This is a genomic window from Amycolatopsis sp. cg5, assembly GCF_041346955.1.
In the GTDB taxonomy this organism is placed as follows: Bacteria; Actinomycetota; Actinomycetes; order Mycobacteriales; family Pseudonocardiaceae; genus Amycolatopsis.
On the sequence record NZ_CP166849.1, the window covers coordinates 2,603,375 to 2,622,267 of the forward strand.

At 70.3% G+C, this 18,893-nt stretch carries 18 protein-coding genes; 17 read left to right on the forward strand and 1 reads right to left on the reverse strand.

Annotated elements, in window-relative coordinates:
• Nucleotides 1–13: 13 nt before the first annotated feature.
• Complete coding sequence (locus AB5J62_RS11950) at nt 14–1,096, reverse strand: AAA family ATPase (RefSeq protein ID WP_370948274.1); 1,083 nt, start codon at nt 1,094–1,096, stop codon at nt 14–16.
• A gap of 251 nt (nt 1,097–1,347) precedes the next feature.
• Between AB5J62_RS11950 and AB5J62_RS11955 the strand changes: the two genes are divergently transcribed.
• The 17 genes from AB5J62_RS11955 to AB5J62_RS12035 all read left to right on the forward strand — a co-directional run bounded on the left by AB5J62_RS11955 (nt 1,348) and on the right by AB5J62_RS12035 (nt 18,783).
• Nucleotides 1,348–1,689 carry a hypothetical protein gene (locus AB5J62_RS11955; protein WP_370950243.1) on the forward strand — a complete coding sequence of 114 codons (342 nt, stop codon included), beginning with the start codon at nt 1,348–1,350 and terminating at the stop codon, nt 1,687–1,689.
• 7 nt (nt 1,690–1,696) lie between these two features.
• Entirely contained in the window at nt 1,697–2,209 is a 513-nt protein-coding gene (locus tag AB5J62_RS11960; RefSeq protein WP_370948275.1) for a DUF3558 domain-containing protein, read from the forward strand.
• A gap of 11 nt (nt 2,210–2,220) precedes the next feature.
• Entirely contained in the window at nt 2,221–2,784 is a 564-nt protein-coding gene (locus AB5J62_RS11965; RefSeq protein WP_370948276.1) for a PE-PGRS family protein, read from the forward strand.
• Nucleotides 2,781–3,506: an ESX secretion-associated protein EspG gene (locus AB5J62_RS11970; protein ID WP_370948277.1), complete on the forward strand. Its 726-nt coding sequence runs from the start codon at nt 2,781–2,783 to the stop codon at nt 3,504–3,506. Before AB5J62_RS11965 ends, AB5J62_RS11970 begins: the two co-directional genes overlap by 4 nt.
• Nucleotides 3,507–3,802: 296 nt before the next feature.
• Entirely contained in the window at nt 3,803–4,234 is a 432-nt protein-coding gene (gene mraZ / locus AB5J62_RS11975) for a division/cell wall cluster transcriptional repressor MraZ (protein ID WP_091290869.1), read from the forward strand.
• 199 nt (nt 4,235–4,433) lie between these two features.
• Nucleotides 4,434–5,390, forward strand: coding sequence for a 16S rRNA (cytosine(1402)-N(4))-methyltransferase RsmH (gene rsmH, locus AB5J62_RS11980; protein WP_370948278.1), 957 nt, complete (start codon nt 4,434–4,436; stop codon nt 5,388–5,390).
• Nucleotides 5,387–6,073, forward strand: coding sequence for a hypothetical protein (locus tag AB5J62_RS11985; protein ID WP_370948279.1), 687 nt, complete (start codon nt 5,387–5,389; stop codon nt 6,071–6,073). The genes rsmH and AB5J62_RS11985 overlap by 4 nt, the downstream gene beginning before the upstream one ends.
• Nucleotides 6,073–8,049, forward strand: a complete 1,977-nt coding sequence (locus AB5J62_RS11990) for a peptidoglycan D,D-transpeptidase FtsI family protein (protein ID WP_370948280.1) — start codon at nt 6,073–6,075, stop codon at nt 8,047–8,049. Before AB5J62_RS11985 ends, AB5J62_RS11990 begins: the two co-directional genes overlap by 1 nt.
• 57 nt (nt 8,050–8,106) lie before the next feature.
• Nucleotides 8,107–8,319, forward strand: a complete 213-nt coding sequence (locus tag AB5J62_RS11995; protein ID WP_370950244.1) for a VOC family protein — start codon at nt 8,107–8,109, stop codon at nt 8,317–8,319.
• A gap of 163 nt (nt 8,320–8,482) precedes the next feature.
• A complete protein-coding gene (locus AB5J62_RS12000) occupies nt 8,483–10,012 on the forward strand; it encodes a UDP-N-acetylmuramoyl-L-alanyl-D-glutamate--2,6-diaminopimelate ligase (RefSeq protein WP_370950245.1) in 1,530 nt (509 codons plus the stop codon).
• Nucleotides 10,009–11,508, forward strand: coding sequence for a UDP-N-acetylmuramoyl-tripeptide--D-alanyl-D-alanine ligase (murF, locus tag AB5J62_RS12005; RefSeq protein WP_370948281.1), 1,500 nt, complete (start codon nt 10,009–10,011; stop codon nt 11,506–11,508). Before AB5J62_RS12000 ends, murF begins: the two co-directional genes overlap by 4 nt.
• The gene (mraY, locus tag AB5J62_RS12010; protein WP_370948282.1) at nt 11,505–12,587 is read left to right on the forward strand and encodes a phospho-N-acetylmuramoyl-pentapeptide-transferase; all 1,083 of its coding nucleotides are present in this window, start codon (nt 11,505–11,507) and stop codon (nt 12,585–12,587) included. Before murF ends, mraY begins: the two co-directional genes overlap by 4 nt.
• Nucleotides 12,588–12,593: 6 nt before the next feature.
• Complete coding sequence (murD, locus tag AB5J62_RS12015; protein ID WP_370948283.1) at nt 12,594–13,991, forward strand: UDP-N-acetylmuramoyl-L-alanine--D-glutamate ligase; 1,398 nt, start codon at nt 12,594–12,596, stop codon at nt 13,989–13,991.
• On the forward strand, nt 13,978–15,432 hold the full coding sequence (gene ftsW, locus AB5J62_RS12020; protein WP_370948284.1) for a putative lipid II flippase FtsW: 1,455 nt from the start codon (nt 13,978–13,980) through the stop codon (nt 15,430–15,432). The genes murD and ftsW overlap by 14 nt, the downstream gene beginning before the upstream one ends.
• Nucleotides 15,429–16,553 carry an undecaprenyldiphospho-muramoylpentapeptide beta-N-acetylglucosaminyltransferase gene (gene murG, locus AB5J62_RS12025; protein ID WP_370948285.1) on the forward strand — a complete coding sequence of 375 codons (1,125 nt, stop codon included), beginning with the start codon at nt 15,429–15,431 and terminating at the stop codon, nt 16,551–16,553. The genes ftsW and murG overlap by 4 nt, the downstream gene beginning before the upstream one ends.
• Nucleotides 16,546–17,949, forward strand: coding sequence for a UDP-N-acetylmuramate--L-alanine ligase (murC, locus tag AB5J62_RS12030; protein WP_370948286.1), 1,404 nt, complete (start codon nt 16,546–16,548; stop codon nt 17,947–17,949). Before murG ends, murC begins: the two co-directional genes overlap by 8 nt.
• Nucleotides 17,950–18,783 carry a cell division protein FtsQ/DivIB gene (locus tag AB5J62_RS12035; protein WP_370948287.1) on the forward strand — a complete coding sequence of 278 codons (834 nt, stop codon included), beginning with the start codon at nt 17,950–17,952 and terminating at the stop codon, nt 18,781–18,783. It begins immediately after the preceding gene.
• Nucleotides 18,784–18,893: the final 110 nt, after the last annotated feature.

Genomic DNA, 18,893 nt, shown 5'->3' on the forward strand with positions numbered 1-18,893 from the left:
TCCTTCTTAATTGTCAGCGGTGCGATGCGCCCTGGGGCACGGGAACGCGGTGCAGCACGGAGCGCACGACATCGGTGGCCGACCGCCGGGCGGCGTGCGCCTCGGTGGTGAGCACCAGCCGGTGCGCGAGCACCGGCACCGCGACCGAGTGCAGGTCGTCGGGTACCACGAAGTCACGGCCGGACAGCGCGGCCTGCGCGCGGGCCGCGCGGACCAGCTGCAGGGTGGCACGCGGGGACGCGCCGAGGCGGATCTCCGGGATCTGCCTGGTCGCGGCCGCCAGCTCGACGGCGTACCGGCGCACCTCCGGCGACATGTGCACGCCGCGGACGGTCTCGATCAGGCGCTGGATCGTCTCGCGGTCGGAGACCGGCTCCAGGTCCTTGAGCGGGTTGTGGCCCGCGTGCTCGTCGACCATCGAAAGCTCGGCCTGCAGGTCCGGGTAGCCGATGGACACCCGCGCGGTGAACCGGTCGCGCTGCGCCTCCGGCAGCGCGTAGGTGCCTTCCATCTCGATCGGGTTCTGGGTGGCGATCACCATGAACGGCTCGTCGAGGTGGTAGGTGCTGGTGTCGACCGTGACCTGGTGCTCTTCCATGCACTCGAGCAGCGCGGACTGCGTCTTCGGCGAGGCGCGGTTGATCTCGTCGCCGACCACGATGTTCGCGAAGACGGGGCCGGGCCGGAACTCGAAGTCGCCGCTCTGCCGGTTGTAGATGGACACACCGGTGACATCGCTCGGCAGCAGGTCGGGGGTGAACTGGATGCGGCTCACCGTGCAGTCGATCGACCGCGCCAGCGCCTTGGCCAGCGACGTCTTGCCGACGCCGGGGACATCCTCGACCAGAAGGTGGCCTTCAGCCAACAGGGTGACCATGGCGATCCGGATGACGTCCGGCTTGCCGACCAGAACTCTTTCCACGTTGGCGGCGATGCGGCGCGCCGTCTCGTGCAGCTCGTCGAGCGAGGCTCTGCCGCCGACGGGCAGGCTGCCGTTGCTCTGGCCGCTCACCGAGCCGTCGCTGTACTCCTCGTACTGCGTTTGCTCGGTCGTCTGCTCCCCCTGGGGAGTCGCAGACTGTGTTCTCGACGTCACTCGACCTCCTGGTGCCGCGTGGCTCTAAGTCTTTATTGCTGTCGGCGCAGCAATGAGCCTGCCACGAAGTGTGTCAAACTCGGGCGAACTAGATGGAACAACCCTGCGATCACGGTAAGTTATCACTGGGTTTAGTACATGTGGGTGACCATGTCACCCGATTCTGGGATCTCCCGGATGCGCTGTGTCCTGTCGTATGCTGCCCTACGGGTTCGCTCGACTACGGAGAGGCGTAACCGCACATGAGCGACATGACCGTGGTAGGCAGGCAAGGCAAACCGGGGATCGGTTCGTTCGCGGTGGCGCCCGAATTGGCAGCGGACGCGTACAAGCAGATCGCCCAGTTGCAGGACGTCGTCGGCGAGATGGTCCGCCAGGCGAAGGTGCTCGGCCGCTCCGTCCCGCTGGGCGGAGGTTACGCCGCCGAGATCGGCCGGTTCATGGCCGACTACGGGATCGGCAAGGCGGGCTCGGCCGTCGAGGCGCTCACCGATTTCGGACGCGAGCTCGAAACGCTCAAGAAGCAGATCGCCAAGGCGCTGAAGAAGTACCAGGCCCAGGACGACGAGGGCGTGGACTGCATTGGCGGTTAAACGGCTCTTGCCGCTGGCACTGCTCTTGGCGGGCTGCGGCGCCTCCCCGGCCACCCGCGTGATCGAGCCGGGTGCCTCGCTCATTCCTGTCACCACCTCCGGCAGCGTCGAGCTGCTCTCACCGCTCGATCCGCTCAACCCCTGCGAGCTGCTCTCGCCGTCCGAACGGTCCGAAGCGGGGCTGACCTCGCTGGGCAAGGCGAAGCCGATCGGCCCGACCCGTGCCTGCGACTGGACGGAGACCGGCAAGTTCGGCGTCACCATCACCCTCGACGGCCGCAACGGCCTCGCCGACCTCCAGCTCGCCAAGAAGACGGGCAAGAGCAAGAAGGTCGGCTCCCATCAGGCGCTCGAAGCCGCCGACCGCGCGGCGGCCGACGGCACCTGCGCCGTGCTGCTCGGCGTCGGGGACTCCGCCTCCGTGCAGGTCGACGTCAGCAACACCACCTTCAGCGACACGGCGCTCGCCTGCGAACGGGCGGGCACGGTCGCGGAACTGATCGAACCGAAACTCCCCTAGGAGCCACTGCGATGGTCGAACGTTCGGTGCCCGCCGCGGACGCGCGGTACGAGTGGTACAGCCACCAGGCGATGGCCGCCGAGGTCGCGGACGGCAACGACCCGGCGGCGGCAGGGGAGATCGGCGGCGAGTGGGGCGAGCTGGCGCGGCGGCTCGCGGAATCGCGGCTGTCGTTCGCCGCGTTCTCCGCGCACAGTGAAGAACAGTGGCAAGGCGCGGGAGGCGACGCCATGCGGGGCGCGCTGACCAGGGCGACCGCCTGGCTCGACCACGCGGTCGAGGTCTCGGCGTCGGTCGGGGACTCCGTCGGCAGGCAGGCGGACGTGGCGGCGCGGGCGCGGGCGGACATGCCGCCGCCGGTCGACTACGACCCTGCCGGGATGATCCGCACGGCGGCCGCGAGCGGCAACCTGGCCGCGATGGCCGGGCTCGCCGACGCGATGGACGAGCGCCGGGCGGCTTCGGAAGCGGCACGCCGCCGGGCCATCGACGTGATGAACGCCCGTGACACCGCGCTCGGTCACCTCGCCGGGCAGCCCGCGTTCGACCGGCCGCCCTCACTGGGCGCGTCTTGATCCGCGTCTCGGCCTCGGCTTTCGATATGCTGTGGGCCGACCTCGGGCACGGCGTCCCGCCCGGCCCGCTCGAACTGCACAGCGTCGGCGCGACCGAAGCCGAGCGTGCGGAGATCCGCCGGGACGTCTACGACAATCTCGCCGAACGAGGCCTCTTCGACGCGGGCGCGCTCGACGAGGCGCTCGAAACCCGGCTCGCCGTGCTGGCTTCGGCCGATGTCTACGTCGAGTCGGAGGCGTTGGCCGACATGACGGCCGAGTCGCCGTTCCGCGCGGTCGCGGCGGCGCGGGGGCGTCACGCGGTGCTGGCCACCCAGCCGGACCGGACGATCGGACTCTCGGAGATCCGCGAGTCCGACCTCTTCTCCGCGATCGTCGACGTGCTGCCCGAACTCGAGCCGGGGCCCGGCTACGGCGTGAGCCTGCCCGCGGACGTGCTGAGCGGGACTTCGACGTCGCGCTCGGGTTCGTACGAACGCCAGATGCGTGAGGTCCATGCCATTCAGGCCAGGCCGGTCTACAGTGCGGGCCAGTTCACTGTCCGCGTCCGCGAGCGCGACGGCCTGCGTCGCGCGGGCGGCGTCAGCTGGTTCAGCACGGACGTCGGCTCCTACTTCGGCTCGATCGCGCCCGGCCGCGGCGGCGACTGGGTCACGGTCGCCCCCGCCGACGCCCCTCGGCTCACGAGCCGCCTCGCTTCACTGCTCGCCGTCGAGGACTGACGGCTTTCAGGGCCGATTCCCCACTTACCCCACTTTCGCCCACCGGCGGGTCGATCGGCCGGGTTCGCGCGGGGAAAAACGGACGCGCGGGGCCTACTGAGGGTTGCGTTGCCCCCGGCATGGGGGATGTTCGCCACCGTCCCCCACCGAGCCCCCACCGAGCCCCACTCGGCTGACCTGCGAAAACGCGTGACACTAGAGAGTGGTGACGGGGTTTGTCGCGTTGACTGTGGTGAAAAGTGGGGTACGGTGGTGCGCAGTGGGGCAGAAGGGAAGCCCCTGGGAGGTGGTGGCCGATGTTCCTCGGCACCCACACCCCGAAGCTGGACGACAAGGGGCGGCTCACGCTGCCAGCGAAGTTCCGCGACGCACTGGCCGGTGGGCTGATGGTCACCAAGGGGCAGGACCACTGTCTCTACGTCTTTCCACGGGCCGAGTTCGAGCAGATGGCACGCAAGGTCGCCGAAGCGCCGTTCACCAACGAAGCGGTTCGGGCCTATCAGCGCTATCTCTTCGCGGGTACTGACGAACAGCGACCTGACGGACAGGGGCGCGTCGCGATCGCGCCCGAGCTCCGGCGCTACGCCGGGCTCAACAAGGAGTGCGTGGTGATCGGAGCGATCACCAGGTTGGAGATCTGGGACGCCCAAGCGTGGCAGGGCTACCTGGACGAACACGAGGACAGCTACGCGAAGGCCAGAGACGAAGTTCTGCCGGGCGTCTTTTAGCCGCCGGGCAGGTGGCGCACCCACGCCGTCGGGGGGTGGGGGTTCGTCCTGCCACACGGATGCCGTGAGGCCTCTGTCCGCTCAAGGCCCTGGTGCACCTTCCCCGGCACCAGGTTCCCGGCAGGCGGACAGGGACCTGACGGCATCCGTGTAACCAAGGCTCTTCGTAGTAAGGCCTGAAAGGAGGGGGAGCTCCGTTATGACCACACCTGAACATGTTCCGGTTCTGCTGGACCGCATCGTCGAGCTCTTCGCTCCGGTGTTCACCGATCGTGAAGCCGTCCTGGTCGACGCCACCGTCGGCCTCGGCGGCCATTCCGACGCGCTGCTGACCGCCTTCCCCATGCTGCGCCTGGTCGCGCTCGACCGTGACCCGGCCGCGCTGGAGAAGTCGGGTGAGCGGCTCGCGAAGCACGGCGACCGCGTGAACTTCGTGCACGCCGTCTACGACCGGATGCCCGAGGCGCTCGAGGGACTCGGCCTGTCCCGTGTGGACGGCATCCTGTTCGACCTCGGCGTCTCGTCGATGCAGCTCGACCGGGCGGAGCGCGGGTTCGCGTATTCCAAGGACTCGCCGCTCGACATGCGCATGGACCCGACCACCGGGTTCACCGCCGCCGACGTGCTGAACACCTACGAGCCGCGCGAGCTGATGCGGATCCTGCGCGAGTACGGCGAAGAGCGCTTCGCCCAGCGGATCGTCAAATCCGTTGTGGCGGAACGGGAACGTGAGCCGTTCACGAACAGCGGCAGGCTCGTGGAGCTGCTCTACGACGCGGTGCCCGCGGCGAGCAGGCGCACCGGCGGCCACCCGGCGAAGCGCACCTTCCAGGCACTGCGGATCGAGGTCAACGGCGAGCTCGAGGTGCTGCGCCGGGCACTGCCCGCCGCGCTGGGCTCACTCGCCATGGGCGGGCGCGTCGTGATCGAGAGCTATCAGTCCCTTGAGGACAGGATGGTCAAGCAGGCGCTGGCCGAACTCGCGAAATCCCGGACGCCGGAAGGGCTCCCGGTGGAGCTGCCCGGACACGGACCCGAACTGAAACTGCTGACCAGAGGGGCCGAAAAGGCCGACGAAGGAGAAATCGAGCACAACCCGCGCGCCGCCTCCGTGCGGTTGCGCGCGGCTGAGCGGATCGGAGAGGCAGCCAGATGACCGCCCCCGCGAAAACCCGCCGTTCGTCATCGACGCGCCAGCGTGCCCGAGCCGCCGAAGTCGACGAGACGACGACAGAAGACGCCCCGCCGTCGCGCCGCTCGCGCGGCGGCCGGACCACCGCCGCCGAGCGTGCCTACGCCCGGCGTGCGCAGCGTGCCGATCTGCTGCAGCGTGAAGCCGAAGCCGAGCCTGCCGAGGCACAGCCCGCGAAGCCGAAGGTCAAACTCAAGCTGAAGCTGGTGCGGTTCCCGAAGTCGCGCGCGTCGTTCGTGCTGCTCATGATGGGCCTGCTGGTCGCGGGGGTCGCGGCCACGCTGTGGCTCTCGACGCAGGCCATCGCCGACTCGTACCGGCTGGAGCAGCTGAAGAACGAGAACGCGCGCAACGTCGAGCTCGCCGAGCAGCTGCAGCGCGGCGTCACGCAGTCGGAGTCCGCGTCGAAACTGGCCGAGGAGGCCAAGAAACTCGGCATGGTGCCCGGCGGCGACCCGGCGCGCATCGTGGTCGCGCCCGACGGGACGACCAGCGTGGTCGGGCAGCCGAAGAAGGTGCACGGCGCCGCCACGCCCACCCAGCAGGCGGCCCCGCCGGTCGCGCCTGCCGAGGGAACCCAGCAGGACGCGCCCATCGAGGGTGACCAGCCAGCCGTGCCAGCGGAACCGGACGCCGGAGGACAGTAATGCGGAAGCCGACGCCTCGCGCGTCGTCCAGAGGCCGTGCCACCGCCGGAGTGCGCGGCGGGACCGCGCGCCGGGGTGTCGTCGCGCCGCGCGCCACCGCGCGCCGGACCTACACCGCCGGCACGCGCAAGGCCGCGGCCAAGCGCAGCACCGGGGGCACCCGCAGCCGGTTCTCCGGGGTGCGCATCGGGCTGGTCGTGCTGATGGTCATCGCCGGGCTGAAACTGGTGCAGGTCCAGGGTTTCGAGGCCACCACGCTCGCCGAAGCGGCCGCGAAGCAGCGGTCGACCGAGATCACCATCCCGGCGCAGCGCGGTGCCATCACCGACCGCAACGGCGTCAAGCTGGCGTTCAGCGTGGAAACCCGCGCGCTGTCGGTGAACCTGAAGCTGATGCGCAAGACGTGGGACGAATACGCGGCCAAGAACCCCACCAAGGGCCGCAACTTCGAGACCGAGGTCGCCGCCGCGTCCAAGTACATCGCGGAGAAGCTGGACCAGCGGATCACCGAGCGCGAGCTGCTCGACAAGTTCCACAAGGACCAGGCGTTCACCTACCTGATCACCGACGTCGAGCCGTCGGTCGCGCTCGACATCGTGAAGAAGTTCCCGTCGATCGCGGCCGAGCCGCAGGCGAAGCGTGAGTACCCGGGCGGCTCGCTCGCGGCCAACATCGTCGGACTGGCCAACTGGCGCTCCGACGACCCGACGCCCGCCAAGCACAACGTGCACGGGCTGACCGGGCTGGAACTGCTGCGGGACAACGAACTCGCCGGGACGCCCGGCCGGATGACCGCCGACTCGCAGAACGGCAAGGACAGCGTCGTCATCCCCGGCACCGAGCGCGACGTCCAGCAGGCCATCCCCGGCGCGGGACTGGAACTGACGATCGACGCCGACCTGCAGTACGACCTGCAGAGCAAGCTTTCGGCCTACGTCGCGGAGTCACACGCCAAGGGCGGCAGCGCGGTGATCATGGACGCGAAGACCGGCGAGGTCTACGCGCTGGCCAACGACAACACCTTCGACCCCAACGACAAGGACACCCGCACCACCGAGCGGATGGGCAATCCCGCGGTGTCCAACCCGTTCGAACCGGGCTCGGTCAACAAGATCATCACCGCGACCGGTGCGATCGACGCAGGCATCGCGACGCCCGAGTCGGTCACCTCGGTGCCCGGTTCGCTGCAGGTGGCCGACAAGACCGTCCGCGACGCGTGGGCGCACGGCACCCAGCAGTTCACCACCACGGGCATCTTCGCGAAGTCGTCCAACATCGGCACGCTGCTGCTCGCCCAGCAGCTCGGCCCCGAGCGGTACGCCGACCTGCTCAAGAAGTTCGGGCTGGGCCAGAAGACCGGCATCGGCCTGCCGGGCGAGAGCGCCGGTTTCGTGCCGGACCGCACGCAGTGGTCGGGCACCACGTTCGGCAACCTGCCGATCGGCCAGGGCCTTTCGATGACCGTCGTGCAGATGGCCGGGCTGTACCAGACGATCGCCAACGACGGCGTCCGCGTCGAACCCCGCATCATCCGCGCCAAGGTCAACCCCGACGGCACCCGCGTCGCCGAGAACCCGCCGAACCGCGTCGAGGTCGTCAGCCCGCAGACGGCGAAGACGGTGCGCGACATGATGCGAGCGGTCACGCAGAAGGGCAAAGGCCAGAACAGCGGCACCGCGCCGACAGCTGCGCTGGACGGTTACCAGGTCTCGGGCAAGACCGGCACGGCGCAGCAGGTCGATCCGCGCACCAAGGCCTACAGCAACCAGCTGTACAACATCACCTTCGCCGGGATACTGCCCGCTGACCACCCGCGGTTCGTGGTCGGCATCCGGCTGGACGCGCCCGACACCACGCTCCCGATCGGACACTCGGCGGGGCCGCTGTTCCACGACATCGCCTCGTACCTGACCCAGCGGTACAACCTGCCGCTCTCGGACGGCCCGACCCCGGTGGTCCCGCTCGTCGTCGGCTGAGGTCGTGAGTGTTTTCGCCGGTTAGAACCGGCCGTATCACTCACGACCCCGGTCGGCCTGCCCGATGACGACGAGAACGACGCGGCGTGGCTGCACGATCCGGACGGCGTCGGCCCCGCGTTGTTCCTGCAACGGGTGCCGGAACCCAAGCAGGGCAAGGTCCGGCTGCACATGGACGTGCGGGTCGCCGGCGGTGCCGTGCTGACCACGGAATTGCACCGGTTCGTGGTGATGAAGGATCCCGAGGGCCATGAATTCTGTGTCGGCTGACGGTTTTCCTTGCGCCGCAAGGCAGGTTGGCGAGTCCCATACCATGGCGAAGATCGTCGGAGGCATACGCCGTACCGCCTTTCTTCACCCGAATGCGAACCGGATAGCCTCTCGTGCTGTGTCTGTCAACAACGATCCGAACGCGCGGGTCCCGGACAGCCCGGTGAAGGCGGTGGCCCCGCCGCCGCGCCCGGCCCGGATCGAACCGGTGGCGCTCACGACGCTGCTCGCTCGCGCCGACGCACGCCTGTCCTCGGCCGGTGACCACTCCGACGGGGTGGTCGTGACCGGGGCGACGCTGCGCGGGCAGCACGTACTGCCCGGTGACCTGTTCGCCGCACTGCCGGGCGCGCGGGTGCACGGCGCCGAGTTCGCCGCCGACGCGATCGCCGCGGGCGCCGCCGCCGTCCTGACCGACGAGAAGGGCGCGCAGTTCCTGCGCGACGCCCCGGTACCCGTGCTGATCCACCCGGAGCCTCGCCAGGTGCTGGGCTCGGTGGCCGCCTGGATCTACGGCGAGCCGTCGCTGAAGCTGTCGGTGCTCGGGGTCACCGGCACCTCGGGCAAGACCACCACCGCCTACCTGATCGACGCTGGCCTCGCGGCCGCAGGCCGGACCACCGGCCTGATCGGCACCGTCGAGACCCGGATCGCGGGGGAGCGGCTCGCCAGCGGGTTCACCACGCCGGAGGCGCCGGATCTGCAGGCGCTGCTCGCGGTGATGGCCGAAGCGGGCGTCACGCACGTGCCGATGGAGGTGTCCAGCCACGCGCTCGCACTCGGCCGCGCCAACGGCACCCGGTTCGCGGTCGGCGCGTTCACGAACCTGTCGCAGGACCACCTGGACTTCCACCGCGACATGGACGACTACTTCTCGGCCAAGGCGATGCTGTTCGACGGCCGGTCGACCACCGAGGTCGTCGTGATCGACGGGGAGTGGGGCCGCAAGCTCGTCACCCCGCACACGGTCACCGTCTCGGTCGAGAACGCCGCCGCCGCGTGGCACGCGACCGAGCTGGTCAGCCTGCCGACCGGGGAGCAGAACTTCGTGCTGCACAGCCCCGGCAACGCGCCGGTGCGGGCGACCATCCCGATGCCGGGCGCGTTCAACGTGGCCAACGCCGTGCTCGCGGCCGCCATCCTGGACAGCGCGGGAGTCGAGCTGGGACACATCCTCACCGGGCTCGCCACGGTCTCCGTGCCGGGCCGGATGGAGCGGGTCCACCTGGGCCAGCCGTTCACCGCGGTCGTCGACTACGCGCACAAGCCCGCCGCCGTGGCGCAGGGCCTGGACGCGCTGCGCGCCCGTGCCGACGGCCGGATCATCACCGTGCTCGGCTGCGGCGGCGACCGCGACACCGCCAAGCGCCCGATGATGGGGGAGGCCGCCGCCCAGCGCAGCGAGATCCTGATCATCACCGACGACAACCCGCGCTCCGAGGACCCGGCCGCGATCCGTGCCGCGATGCTCGAGGGCGCGCGCAGGGCCGCGGACGGCGGTGAGGTCGTCGAGATCGGCGACCGCCGCGAGGCCATCAACCGCGCCGTCGAGCTGGCCCAGCCCGGCGACGTCGTCTTCATCGCCGGCAAGGGCCACGAGAGCGGGCAGGAGATACACGGGGTCGTGCACCCCTTCTCCGACCGCGACGAGCTCGAGGCCGCCATCCGGAAATTCCAAGAGGTGAGTGTGTGATCGAGCTGAGCCTGGCCGAGATCGCCGAGATCGTCGGCGGCCGCCTGCACAACACCGACGGCACGCCCCGCGTCACCGGGTCCGTCGAGTTCGACTCCCGGCAGCTGGTGCCCGGCGGCCTGTTCCTCGCGCTGCCCGGCCAGAAGGTCGACGGGCACGACTTCGCGGCCAAGGCGATCGAGTCCGGCGCGGTCGCCGTGCTCGCCGCCCGCGAGGTCGACGCGCCCGCGATCATCGTGCCGCCGCTGGCCGAGGGCGAGGCCCACGAGCGCTCGGTCGCGCTGACCGGCGACTCCGGCGGCGCGGGCGCGTCCGTGCTGGCCGCGCTCGCCAAGCTCGCCCGGCACGTCGTGCAGGCGCTGTCCGGCGATCACCTCACGGTCGTCGGGATCACCGGTTCCTCCGGCAAGACCTCGACCAAGGACCTCATCGCGCAGGTGCTGGAGCCGCTCGGCGCCACGATCGCGCCGCCGGGATCGTTCAACAACGAGCTCGGCCACCCGTGGACCGCGCTGCGCGCCGACGCGACCACCCGCCACCTCGTGCTCGAGCTGTCCGCGCGCGGCCCCGGCCACATCGCCGAGCTGGCCGCGATCGCGCCGCCGAAGATCGGCGTCGTGCTCAACGTCGGCACCGCGCACGTCGGCGAGTTCGGCTCCCGCGAGGGCATCGCGAAGACCAAGGGCGAGCTGGTCGAGGCGCTGCCCGAGGACGGCGTCGCGATCCTGAACGCCGACGATCCGCTGGTCTCGGCCATGGCGAGCCGCACGAAGGCCCGCGTGGTCTTCGTCGGCGAGAGCGCGTCCGCGCACATCCGCGCGGCGAACGTGACGCTCGACGACCAGGCCCGCGCCTCGTTCCGGCTCATCACCTCCGGCGGCGAGGCCGACGTGAAGCTGCCGCTGTTCGGCGAGCACCACGTCGGCAACGCGCTCTCAGCCGCCGCTGTCGCGCTCGAACTCGGCGCTTCGGTCGCCGACGTCGCCGCCTGGCTTTCGGCCGTCGAGCGGCGCTCCGCGCGCCGCATGGAGGTCACCACGCGCGCCGACGGCGTCACGATCGTCAACGACTCGTTCAACGCCAACCCGGAGTCCATGCGCGCCGCGCTCAAGACGCTCGCGTCGATGAGCGAGGGCCGCCGGTCCTGGGCCGTGCTGGGCGTGATGGGCGAGCTCGGTTCGGACTCGGTGACTGCGCACGACGAGATCGGCCGCCTGGTCGTCCGGCTCAACATCGACAAGCTCGTCGTCATCGGTCCAGAGGCCGCCGCGATGCACCAGGGCGCCACCCACGAGGGCTCCTGGGGCGAGGAATCGATGCTGGTACCCGACGTCGAGGCCGCCACGGCGTTACTGCATGATCAGCTCCGGCCACAGGACGTGGTCTTGGTCAAAGCCTCGAAGGCCGCCGCACTGTGGCGGGTGGCCGATGCTCTGCTCTCCCCAGAACAGCTCTCCCCAGAAACCCAAGAACGCTCGAACGGTGGTGACGCGTGATCAGCATCCTGATCGCGGCCGCCGCGGGCCTGCTGGTCTCCATCCTGCTCACGCCCTACCTCATCAGGGTGTTCTCGCGGCAGGGTTTCGGCCAGGAGATCCGCGAGGAAGGCCCGGCAGGTCACAAGTCCAAGCGCGGTACGCCGACCATGGGTGGTGTGGCCATCGTGCTCGCCATGGTGGTCGGCTACTTCGTCGCGCACCTCATCCAGTGGATGAGCGGCTCCAAGAGCGCGTCGCCGTCGGCGTCCGGGCTGCTGGTGCTGTTCCTCGCGGTCGCGCTGGGCGTCGTCGGGTTCCTCGACGACTTCATCAAGATCCGCAAGCAGCGCAACCTCGGCCTGAACAAGACCGCGAAGCTGGTCGGCCAGCTGGTCGTGGCGATCGTGTTCGCGATACTCGCGTTGAACTTCGCCGACTCGCACGGGCTCACCCCCGCGTCGGAGAGCCTGTCGTACACGCGTGACCTGGCGCTGATCGCGTTCCCGTCGGTCTTCTTCATCATCTTCTGCTACATCGTGATCTCCGGCTGGTCGAACGCGGTGAACTTCACCGACGGCCTCGACGGCCTCGCGGGCGGCTCCGCGGCGATGGTGCTCGCGACGTACGTGGTCATCGCGTTCTGGCAGGCCAGGCTCAGCTGCGCCGACGCCGTCCAGCCCGCCTGCTACAACGTCCGCGACCCGCTGGACCTGGCCGTCGTCGCGGCCGCGGCCACCGGCGCCTGCGTCGGCTTCCTCTGGTGGAACGCCGCGCCTGCCAAGATCTTCATGGGTGACACCGGTTCGCTGGCGCTGGGCGGCTTGGTCGCCGGGCTGTCGATGACGACCCGCACCGAACTGCTCGCCATCGTCATCGGCGGCCTGTTCATGGTCGAGATGATCTCGGTGGTCGCGCAGATCGCGGTCTTCAGGACGACCAGGCGAAGGCTGTTCCGGATGGCGCCGTTCCATCACCACTTCGAACTCGCCGGGTGGGCCGAAACCACGGTCATCATCAGGTTCTGGCTGCTGTCCGGAATCTGCTGCATGTTCGGTCTCGGCCTGTTCTACAGCGAGCAACTCGGCGTCGGAGGGTAAGTCATCGTGGATCTCGCGGGAGCCCAGGTTCTGGTCGCGGGCGCGGGGGTCACCGGCAAGTCGGTGGTCCGCGCGCTCACCGCGCAGGGCGCTCAGGTCACCGTCACCGACGGCAACGCCGAGCGGCTCGCGGAGCTGTCAGGACTGGGCGCCGAGCTGGTGCCCGGCCTCACCGAGCCGCCCGAGGGGACCGCGCTGGTCGTGACCAGCCCCGGCTGGCGGCCGACCGCGCCACTGCTGGTCGCGGCGGCCGAGCAGGGTGTCGAGGTCATCGGCGACGTCGAGCTGGCCTGGCGCATCGGCCAAACCCGCGAGAAGCCGCCGGTGTGGCTTGCCATCACCGGAACCAACGGCAAGACCACCACGGTCGGCATGCTGGAGTCGATGCTGCGTGCCTCCGGCGCGGACGCCGTGGCCTGCGGAAACGTCGGCTACGCGGTGCTGGACGCGGTGCTCGAAGGCCGCGAGGTGCTGGCCGTGGAGCTGTCGAGCTTCCAGCTGCACTGGTCGTCGACGCTGGCGCCGCTCGCGTCGGTCGTGCTGAACCTGGCCGAGGACCACATCGACTGGCACGGCTCGATGGACGAGTACGCCCGCGCCAAGGGCAAGATCCACACCCACTCGAAGCACGTCGTGCACAACCTGAACGACGAGTGGTCGCGGCGCCTCGCCGACGAGAACGCCTCCGACGAGGCCGTCCGTGTCGGCTTCCGGCTGGACACGCCGAAGCCCGGCGAGCTCGGTATCGTCGAAGACCTGCTGGTGGACCGCGCTTTCGTGCCGGACCCCGCGCACGCGGCCGAGGAACTCGGCACGCTCGCCGACGTGCGCCCCGCCGGTCCGCACAACGTGGCCAACGCGCTCGCCGCGGCCGCGCTCGCGCGTGCGCACGGCGTCTCGCCCGCGGACATCCTCAAGGGCCTGCACGAGTACGAGCCGGCGCCGCACCGCGCGCAGGAGATCGGCGAGGTCGCCGGTGTCCGCTACATCAACGACTCCAAGGCCACGAACCCGCACGCGGCGAGTGGCTCGCTGCACGCGCACGCCGACATCGTGTGGATCGCGGGCGGCCAGCTCAAGGGCGCTTCGGTCGACGAACTCGTGGCCTCGATCGCTGGCAGGCTGCGCGGTGTTGTGCTACTCGGCGTGGATTCACCCGTGATCGCCGCCGCAGTCAGCCGACACGCGCCGGATGTCCCCCTTCAGACGCTTCCTTCGGGTGACGATGACCCCATGACCGCAGCGGTGCACACGGCCAGCAGGATGGCACGTCCAGGTGACGTCGTCCTGCTCGCGCCCGCCGCTGCGTCGCTGGACATGTTCCGCAGCTACGGGCATCGCGGTGACGCGTTCGCCTCGGCGGTTCATCGTCTCGCCGGGGAGCCCACCCATGACGGCGGTTGAGCAGGAACCCCAGGCCGCGAGGCCGCCGGTCAGGCGCCGCCGTGACCGCGCCGAGCGTGGCTTCACGGCGTTCCGCACCGCGCTGACCGCGTGGCTGTCCCGGCCGCTCGCCTCGTTCCACCTGGTGCTGGCGCTGACCGGCCTGCTCGGCGTGATCGGCGTCGTGATGGTGCTTTCGGCGTCGTCGGTGGCCTCCGTCGACCCGAAGACCGGCGCCGGCGCGTACGGCCTGTTCAAGAAGCACGTGATCTTCGTGATCATCGGCTCGATCGTGTTCCTGATCGGCCTGCGCGTGCCGCTCAAGCGGATCAGGCAGTTCGTCTCGATGGCCATGCTCGGCAGCGTGCTGCTGCTCGTGCTGGTGCTGACCCCGTTGGGCAGCAAGCACTTCGGCTCGCAAGGCTGGTTCGACATCGGCGGTTTCGTGTCGTTCCAGCCGGTCGAGTTCGCGAAGGTGGCGCTCGCGCTGTGGGGCGCGCACATCCTGGTGATGAAGTACAACGTGCTCAACCAGTGGCGTCACCTGATGGTCCCGGTGGTGCCCGCGGCGCTGCTGATGTTCGCGCTGGTCATGGCGCAGCCCGACCTCGGCGGCACGATCACCCTCGCGGTGGTCCTGTTCGCGCTGCTGTGGTTCGCGGGCGCGCCGAAACGGCTGTTCGGCGTGATCTTCGCGGGCGGTATCGCCGGCGCGATCGTGCTGGCGCTGATCTCCTCGTACCGGCTCGACCGCGTGCTCTCGTTCCTGTCGCCGGACGCCGACACCAAGGGGTCGTCGTACCAGGCGCTGCAGGCGAAGTACGCGCTCGCCGACGGCGGGCTGTTCGGCCGCGGCCTCGGGCAGGGGCCGTCGAAGTACAACTACCTGCCCAATGTGCACAACGACTTCATCTTCGCGCTGATCGGCGAGGAGCTCGGGTTCATCGGCTGCGCGGTCGTGCTGTGCCTGTTCGCCGGGCTCGCCATCGTCGGCCTGCGGATCGCCACCCGCAACATCGACCCGTGGATCCGGATCGTGTCCGGCACGCTGACGGTGTTCCTCGTCGCGCAGGCCGCCATCAACATCGGGTACGTGGTCGGCCTGCTGCCGGTCACCGGCGTCACGCTGCCGCTGATCTCCGCCGGTGGCACGTCACTGGTGGTGACGATGCTGATCCTCGGCATGCTCGCCAACGCGGCCAGGCACGAACCCGAGGCGGTGGCCGCACTGCGTTCACAGGGGCCGGGTAAATTCGGACGCCTGCTGCGGATCCCGGCCCCCGACCCGTACCGCCCACCGGCCAAGCGCAAGGGGTCGGTGCGAGCCACCGGCAAGGCCGCCAGGCCTGCCGCGCGGGTCGCGCGGCCCGCTCCGGCGCAGGAACGGCGCCGATCGGTCCGCGAACCGGGCAGGAGATCGACCGCAACGCGCGGTCAGGTTAAACGGAGAGGTCGTAAGTGAGCGAGCCCGTCAAGGGTGCCGAGAGATCGGCCGCAGGCAAGGCGCCGACGGTGGTGGTCGCAGGCGGCGGCACCGCAGGACACATCGAACCGGCACTCGCACTCGCTGACGCGGTGATGCGGCTGCGCCCGGACGCGAAGGTCATCGCGCTGGGCACCGAGCGAGGCCTCGAGAACAAGCTGGTCCCGGCGCGTGGCTATCAGCTGGAGCTGATCCCGCCGGTGCCGTTGCCGCGCAAGGTGACCACCGAGCTGCTGCGCATGCCGCTCAAGGTCCGCGACTCGGTCAAGCAGACGCGCGCCGTGCTGGACCGCGTCGGCGCTGACGTCGTCGTCGGTTTCGGCGGTTACGTCGCGCTGCCCGCCTATCTCGCGGCACGTGGCCGGACCCCGATCGTGGTGCACGAGGCCAACAAGTCGCCGGGCCTGGCGAACAAGGTCGGCGCGCGGTTCGCCGCGCGCGTCGCCGTCGCGGTGCCCGGCACGCCGATCGCGAAGGCGGAGGTCGTCGGCATCCCGCTGCGGCGCTCGATCACCTCGCTCGACCGCGCCGCGCTGCGTGCCGAGGCGCGCGAGTTCTTCGGGCTGGACCCGGACGCGCCGACGCTGTTGGTGTTCGGCGGCTCGCAGGGCGCCCGGTCCATCAACGACGCCCTGTCCGGCGCCGCCAAGGAGCTCGCGGACGCGGGCGTCGGCGTGCTGCACGCGCACGGGCCGAAGAACACGCTGGTCGTGCAGGAATTCCCGGGCAAGCCCGCGTATGTGCCGGTGCCGTACCTGGAGCGGATGGACCTGGCCTACGCCGCGGCCGACGCGGTCGTGTGCCGCTCGGGCGCGATGACCGCGGCCGAGGTTTCGGCGGTCGGGCTGCCCGCGGTGTTCGTCCCGCTGCCGCACGGCAACGGCGAGCAGGCGATCAACGCCCAGCCCGCGGTCGACGCGGGCGCGGCGCTGATGGTCGCCGACGGTGACCTCACCCCGGCCAAGGTGGCCGAGCTGGTCGTGCCGCTGGTGACCGACGCCGACCGGGTGAAGAAGATGAGCGCCGCCGCGGTGGGCCTGGGTCACCGGGAAGCCGACGAGGTGCTGGCGAAGATCGTGCTGGAGGCTTGTGGTGTCTGAGGTCCCTGAGGTGTTGAGCCGGGCTCACCTGATCGGCATCGGCGGCGCCGGGATGAGCGGTATCGCGCGCATCCTGCTCGCGCGGGGAGCGAAGGTCTCCGGCTCCGACGCCAAGGATTCGCGCGCGTTCCTGACGCTGCGCGCCCAGGGCGCCGAGATCGCCATCGGGCAGAGCGCCGAGAACCTGGACGCCTTCGAGGGCGGCCCGTCCGCGGTCGTCGTGTCGACGGCGATCAAGGACACCAACCCGGAGCTGGTGGCCGCGCGGGCGCGTGGCATCACCGTGCTGCACCGCGCGCAGGCGCTGGCCGGGCTGATGGAGGGCCACCGGGTCGCCTGCATCGCGGGCACGCACGGCAAGACGTCGACCACGTCGATGCTCACCGTGGCGCTGCAGCACTGCAGGCTCGACCCGTCGTTCGCCATCGGCGGCGACCTCAACGAGTCCGGCGCGAACGCGCACCACGGCACCGGCGGCATCTTCGTCGCCGAGGCCGACGAGAGCGACGGCTCGTTCCTGACCTACTCGCCGTCGGTCGCGGTCGTGACCAATGTGGAGCCCGATCACCTGGACCACCACGGCACGGCCGAGGCGTACGTCGCGATCTTCACCGAGTTCGTGCGGCGGATCGAGCCGGGCGGCCTGCTCATCGTGTGCGCGGACGACGCGCCCGCGGCCGAGCTCGCCGACAAGGCGGCCGCCGACGGCGTGCGCGTCCGGCGCTACGGCCGCACGGTCACCGGCGACGACGACGCGCGCGTGCTCGACTACACGCCGGGCCCCGAGGGCGGGATCGTCCGCATTTCCTTGCAGGGCAAGGAGTTCGAGGTCCGCGTCGCGGTGCCTGGCGAGCACATGGCGCTCAACGCGGTCGCCGCGCTGCTCGCCGGCGTCGAGCTGGGTGCGCCGATCGACGGCCTGGCCGAGGGCCTCGCCGCGTTCGGTGGCGTGCGCCGCCGCTTCGAGTTCAAGGGCCGCGCCGCCGACGTCCGCGTCTACGACGACTACGCCCATCACCCGACCGAGGTCGCCGCACAGCTGCGCGCGGTCCGGCACGCGGCGGGCACCGGTCGCGTGGTCGTGGTCTTCCAGCCGCACCTGTACTCGCGCACCAAGACGTTCTCGGCCGAGTTCGCGGCCGCGCTGGCGCTCGCGGACGAGGTTGTCGTCCTCGACGTCTACGGCGCGCGTGAGCAGCCGGAGCCCGGGGTCACCGGCGCGCTCATCGCCGACCAGATCGCGGGCGTGCCCGTGCACTACGAGCCCGCCTTCGACGTCGTCGCGCCGATGGTGGCCGACCTGGCGAAGCCCGGCGATCTGGTGGTGACCATGGGCGCGGGCGACGTGACGCAGCTCGGCCCGGAGATCCTCGCCGAGCTGGATCGGCGGGTCTAGTTGCCTGCCACCGGTCAGCGCCGTCCGCGCCGAGCCCGCCCGCACGACGGACCTCCGGCCGAGGTCCGCCCGGGTGCCGCTCCCGCGGAGCAGGCACGGGCCAGGCGTGGCCGCCGCACCGAAGCCGAACGCCGTCGCACGGCCCCCTCGCCCGCCAGGCGGGCGGGCCTGCGGCGGTGGTGGATCGCGCTGTTGAGCGTGCTCACCGTCGTGGCTTTCGGGTATTTACTTTTCTTCAGCTCGATGCTCGGCCTCCGTTCGGTTCTCGTGGTGGGCGCCCAGAGCGTTTCCGCCGACCAGGTCCGGATGGTCGCGGCGGCGCCGATGGACAAACCGATGCTACGACTCGACACCGACGAAATCCGCGACCGAGTCGCCACCATGCCCGGCATCGCCACGGTCGAGGTCTCCCGGTCTTGGCCGTCGACGGTCGAGATCAAGGTGACCGAACGCGCGGCGATCGCCTTCTTCGACACCGGCCCGGCAGGCGACGGCTTCCACCTCGTCGACGGCGGCGGCGTCGTTTTCAAGACGTTGAAGGAAAAGCCGCCCGGCCTTCCGGAGCTGAAGCTGCCTTTGGTGTCCGCCGACGACCCGGTGACCCGTGCGGTCACGGCCGTCCTGGGAATCGTCCCGCCGCAGCTGCAGAAGCAGATCGTCTCGGCCTCGGCCAAGACGCCGGGGAGCGTCGAATTCACTTTGACGACCGGGAAAACGGTGCGCTGGGGCGACGCCGACCAGACGGACCGCAAGGCCAAGGTACTGGCCGCCCTGCTCACCCAAGACGGCAAGCTCTACGACGTCTCGGCCCCCGAGCTCCCCACCGTTTCCTGAGCCTTCGCCCCACCTGAACCTGACGCGGCGCACGTTACAAGGGCCACCCTTGAAACGCTCAGCCTCGCAAGGGCGGCCCTTGTAAGGTGCCGCGCGCCAACTTCGCGGAG

What these genes read in the sequence shown, in the direction of transcription:
- AB5J62_RS11955 (WP_370950243.1), top strand. Translation starts at nt 1,348, where the DNA reads ATGACCGTGGTAGGCAGGCAAGGCAAACCGGGGATCGGTTCGTTCGCG.
- AB5J62_RS11965 (WP_370948276.1), top strand. Translation starts at nt 2,221, where the DNA reads ATGGTCGAACGTTCGGTGCCCGCCGCGGACGCGCGGTACGAGTGGTAC.
- mraZ (WP_091290869.1), top strand. Translation starts at nt 3,803, where the DNA reads ATGTTCCTCGGCACCCACACCCCGAAGCTGGACGACAAGGGGCGGCTC.
- rsmH (WP_370948278.1), top strand. Translation starts at nt 4,434, where the DNA reads ATGACCACACCTGAACATGTTCCGGTTCTGCTGGACCGCATCGTCGAG.
- AB5J62_RS11985 (WP_370948279.1), top strand. Translation starts at nt 5,387, where the DNA reads ATGACCGCCCCCGCGAAAACCCGCCGTTCGTCATCGACGCGCCAGCGT.
- AB5J62_RS11990 (WP_370948280.1), top strand. Translation starts at nt 6,073, where the DNA reads ATGCGGAAGCCGACGCCTCGCGCGTCGTCCAGAGGCCGTGCCACCGCC.
- ftsW (WP_370948284.1), top strand. Translation starts at nt 13,978, where the DNA reads ATGACGGCGGTTGAGCAGGAACCCCAGGCCGCGAGGCCGCCGGTCAGG.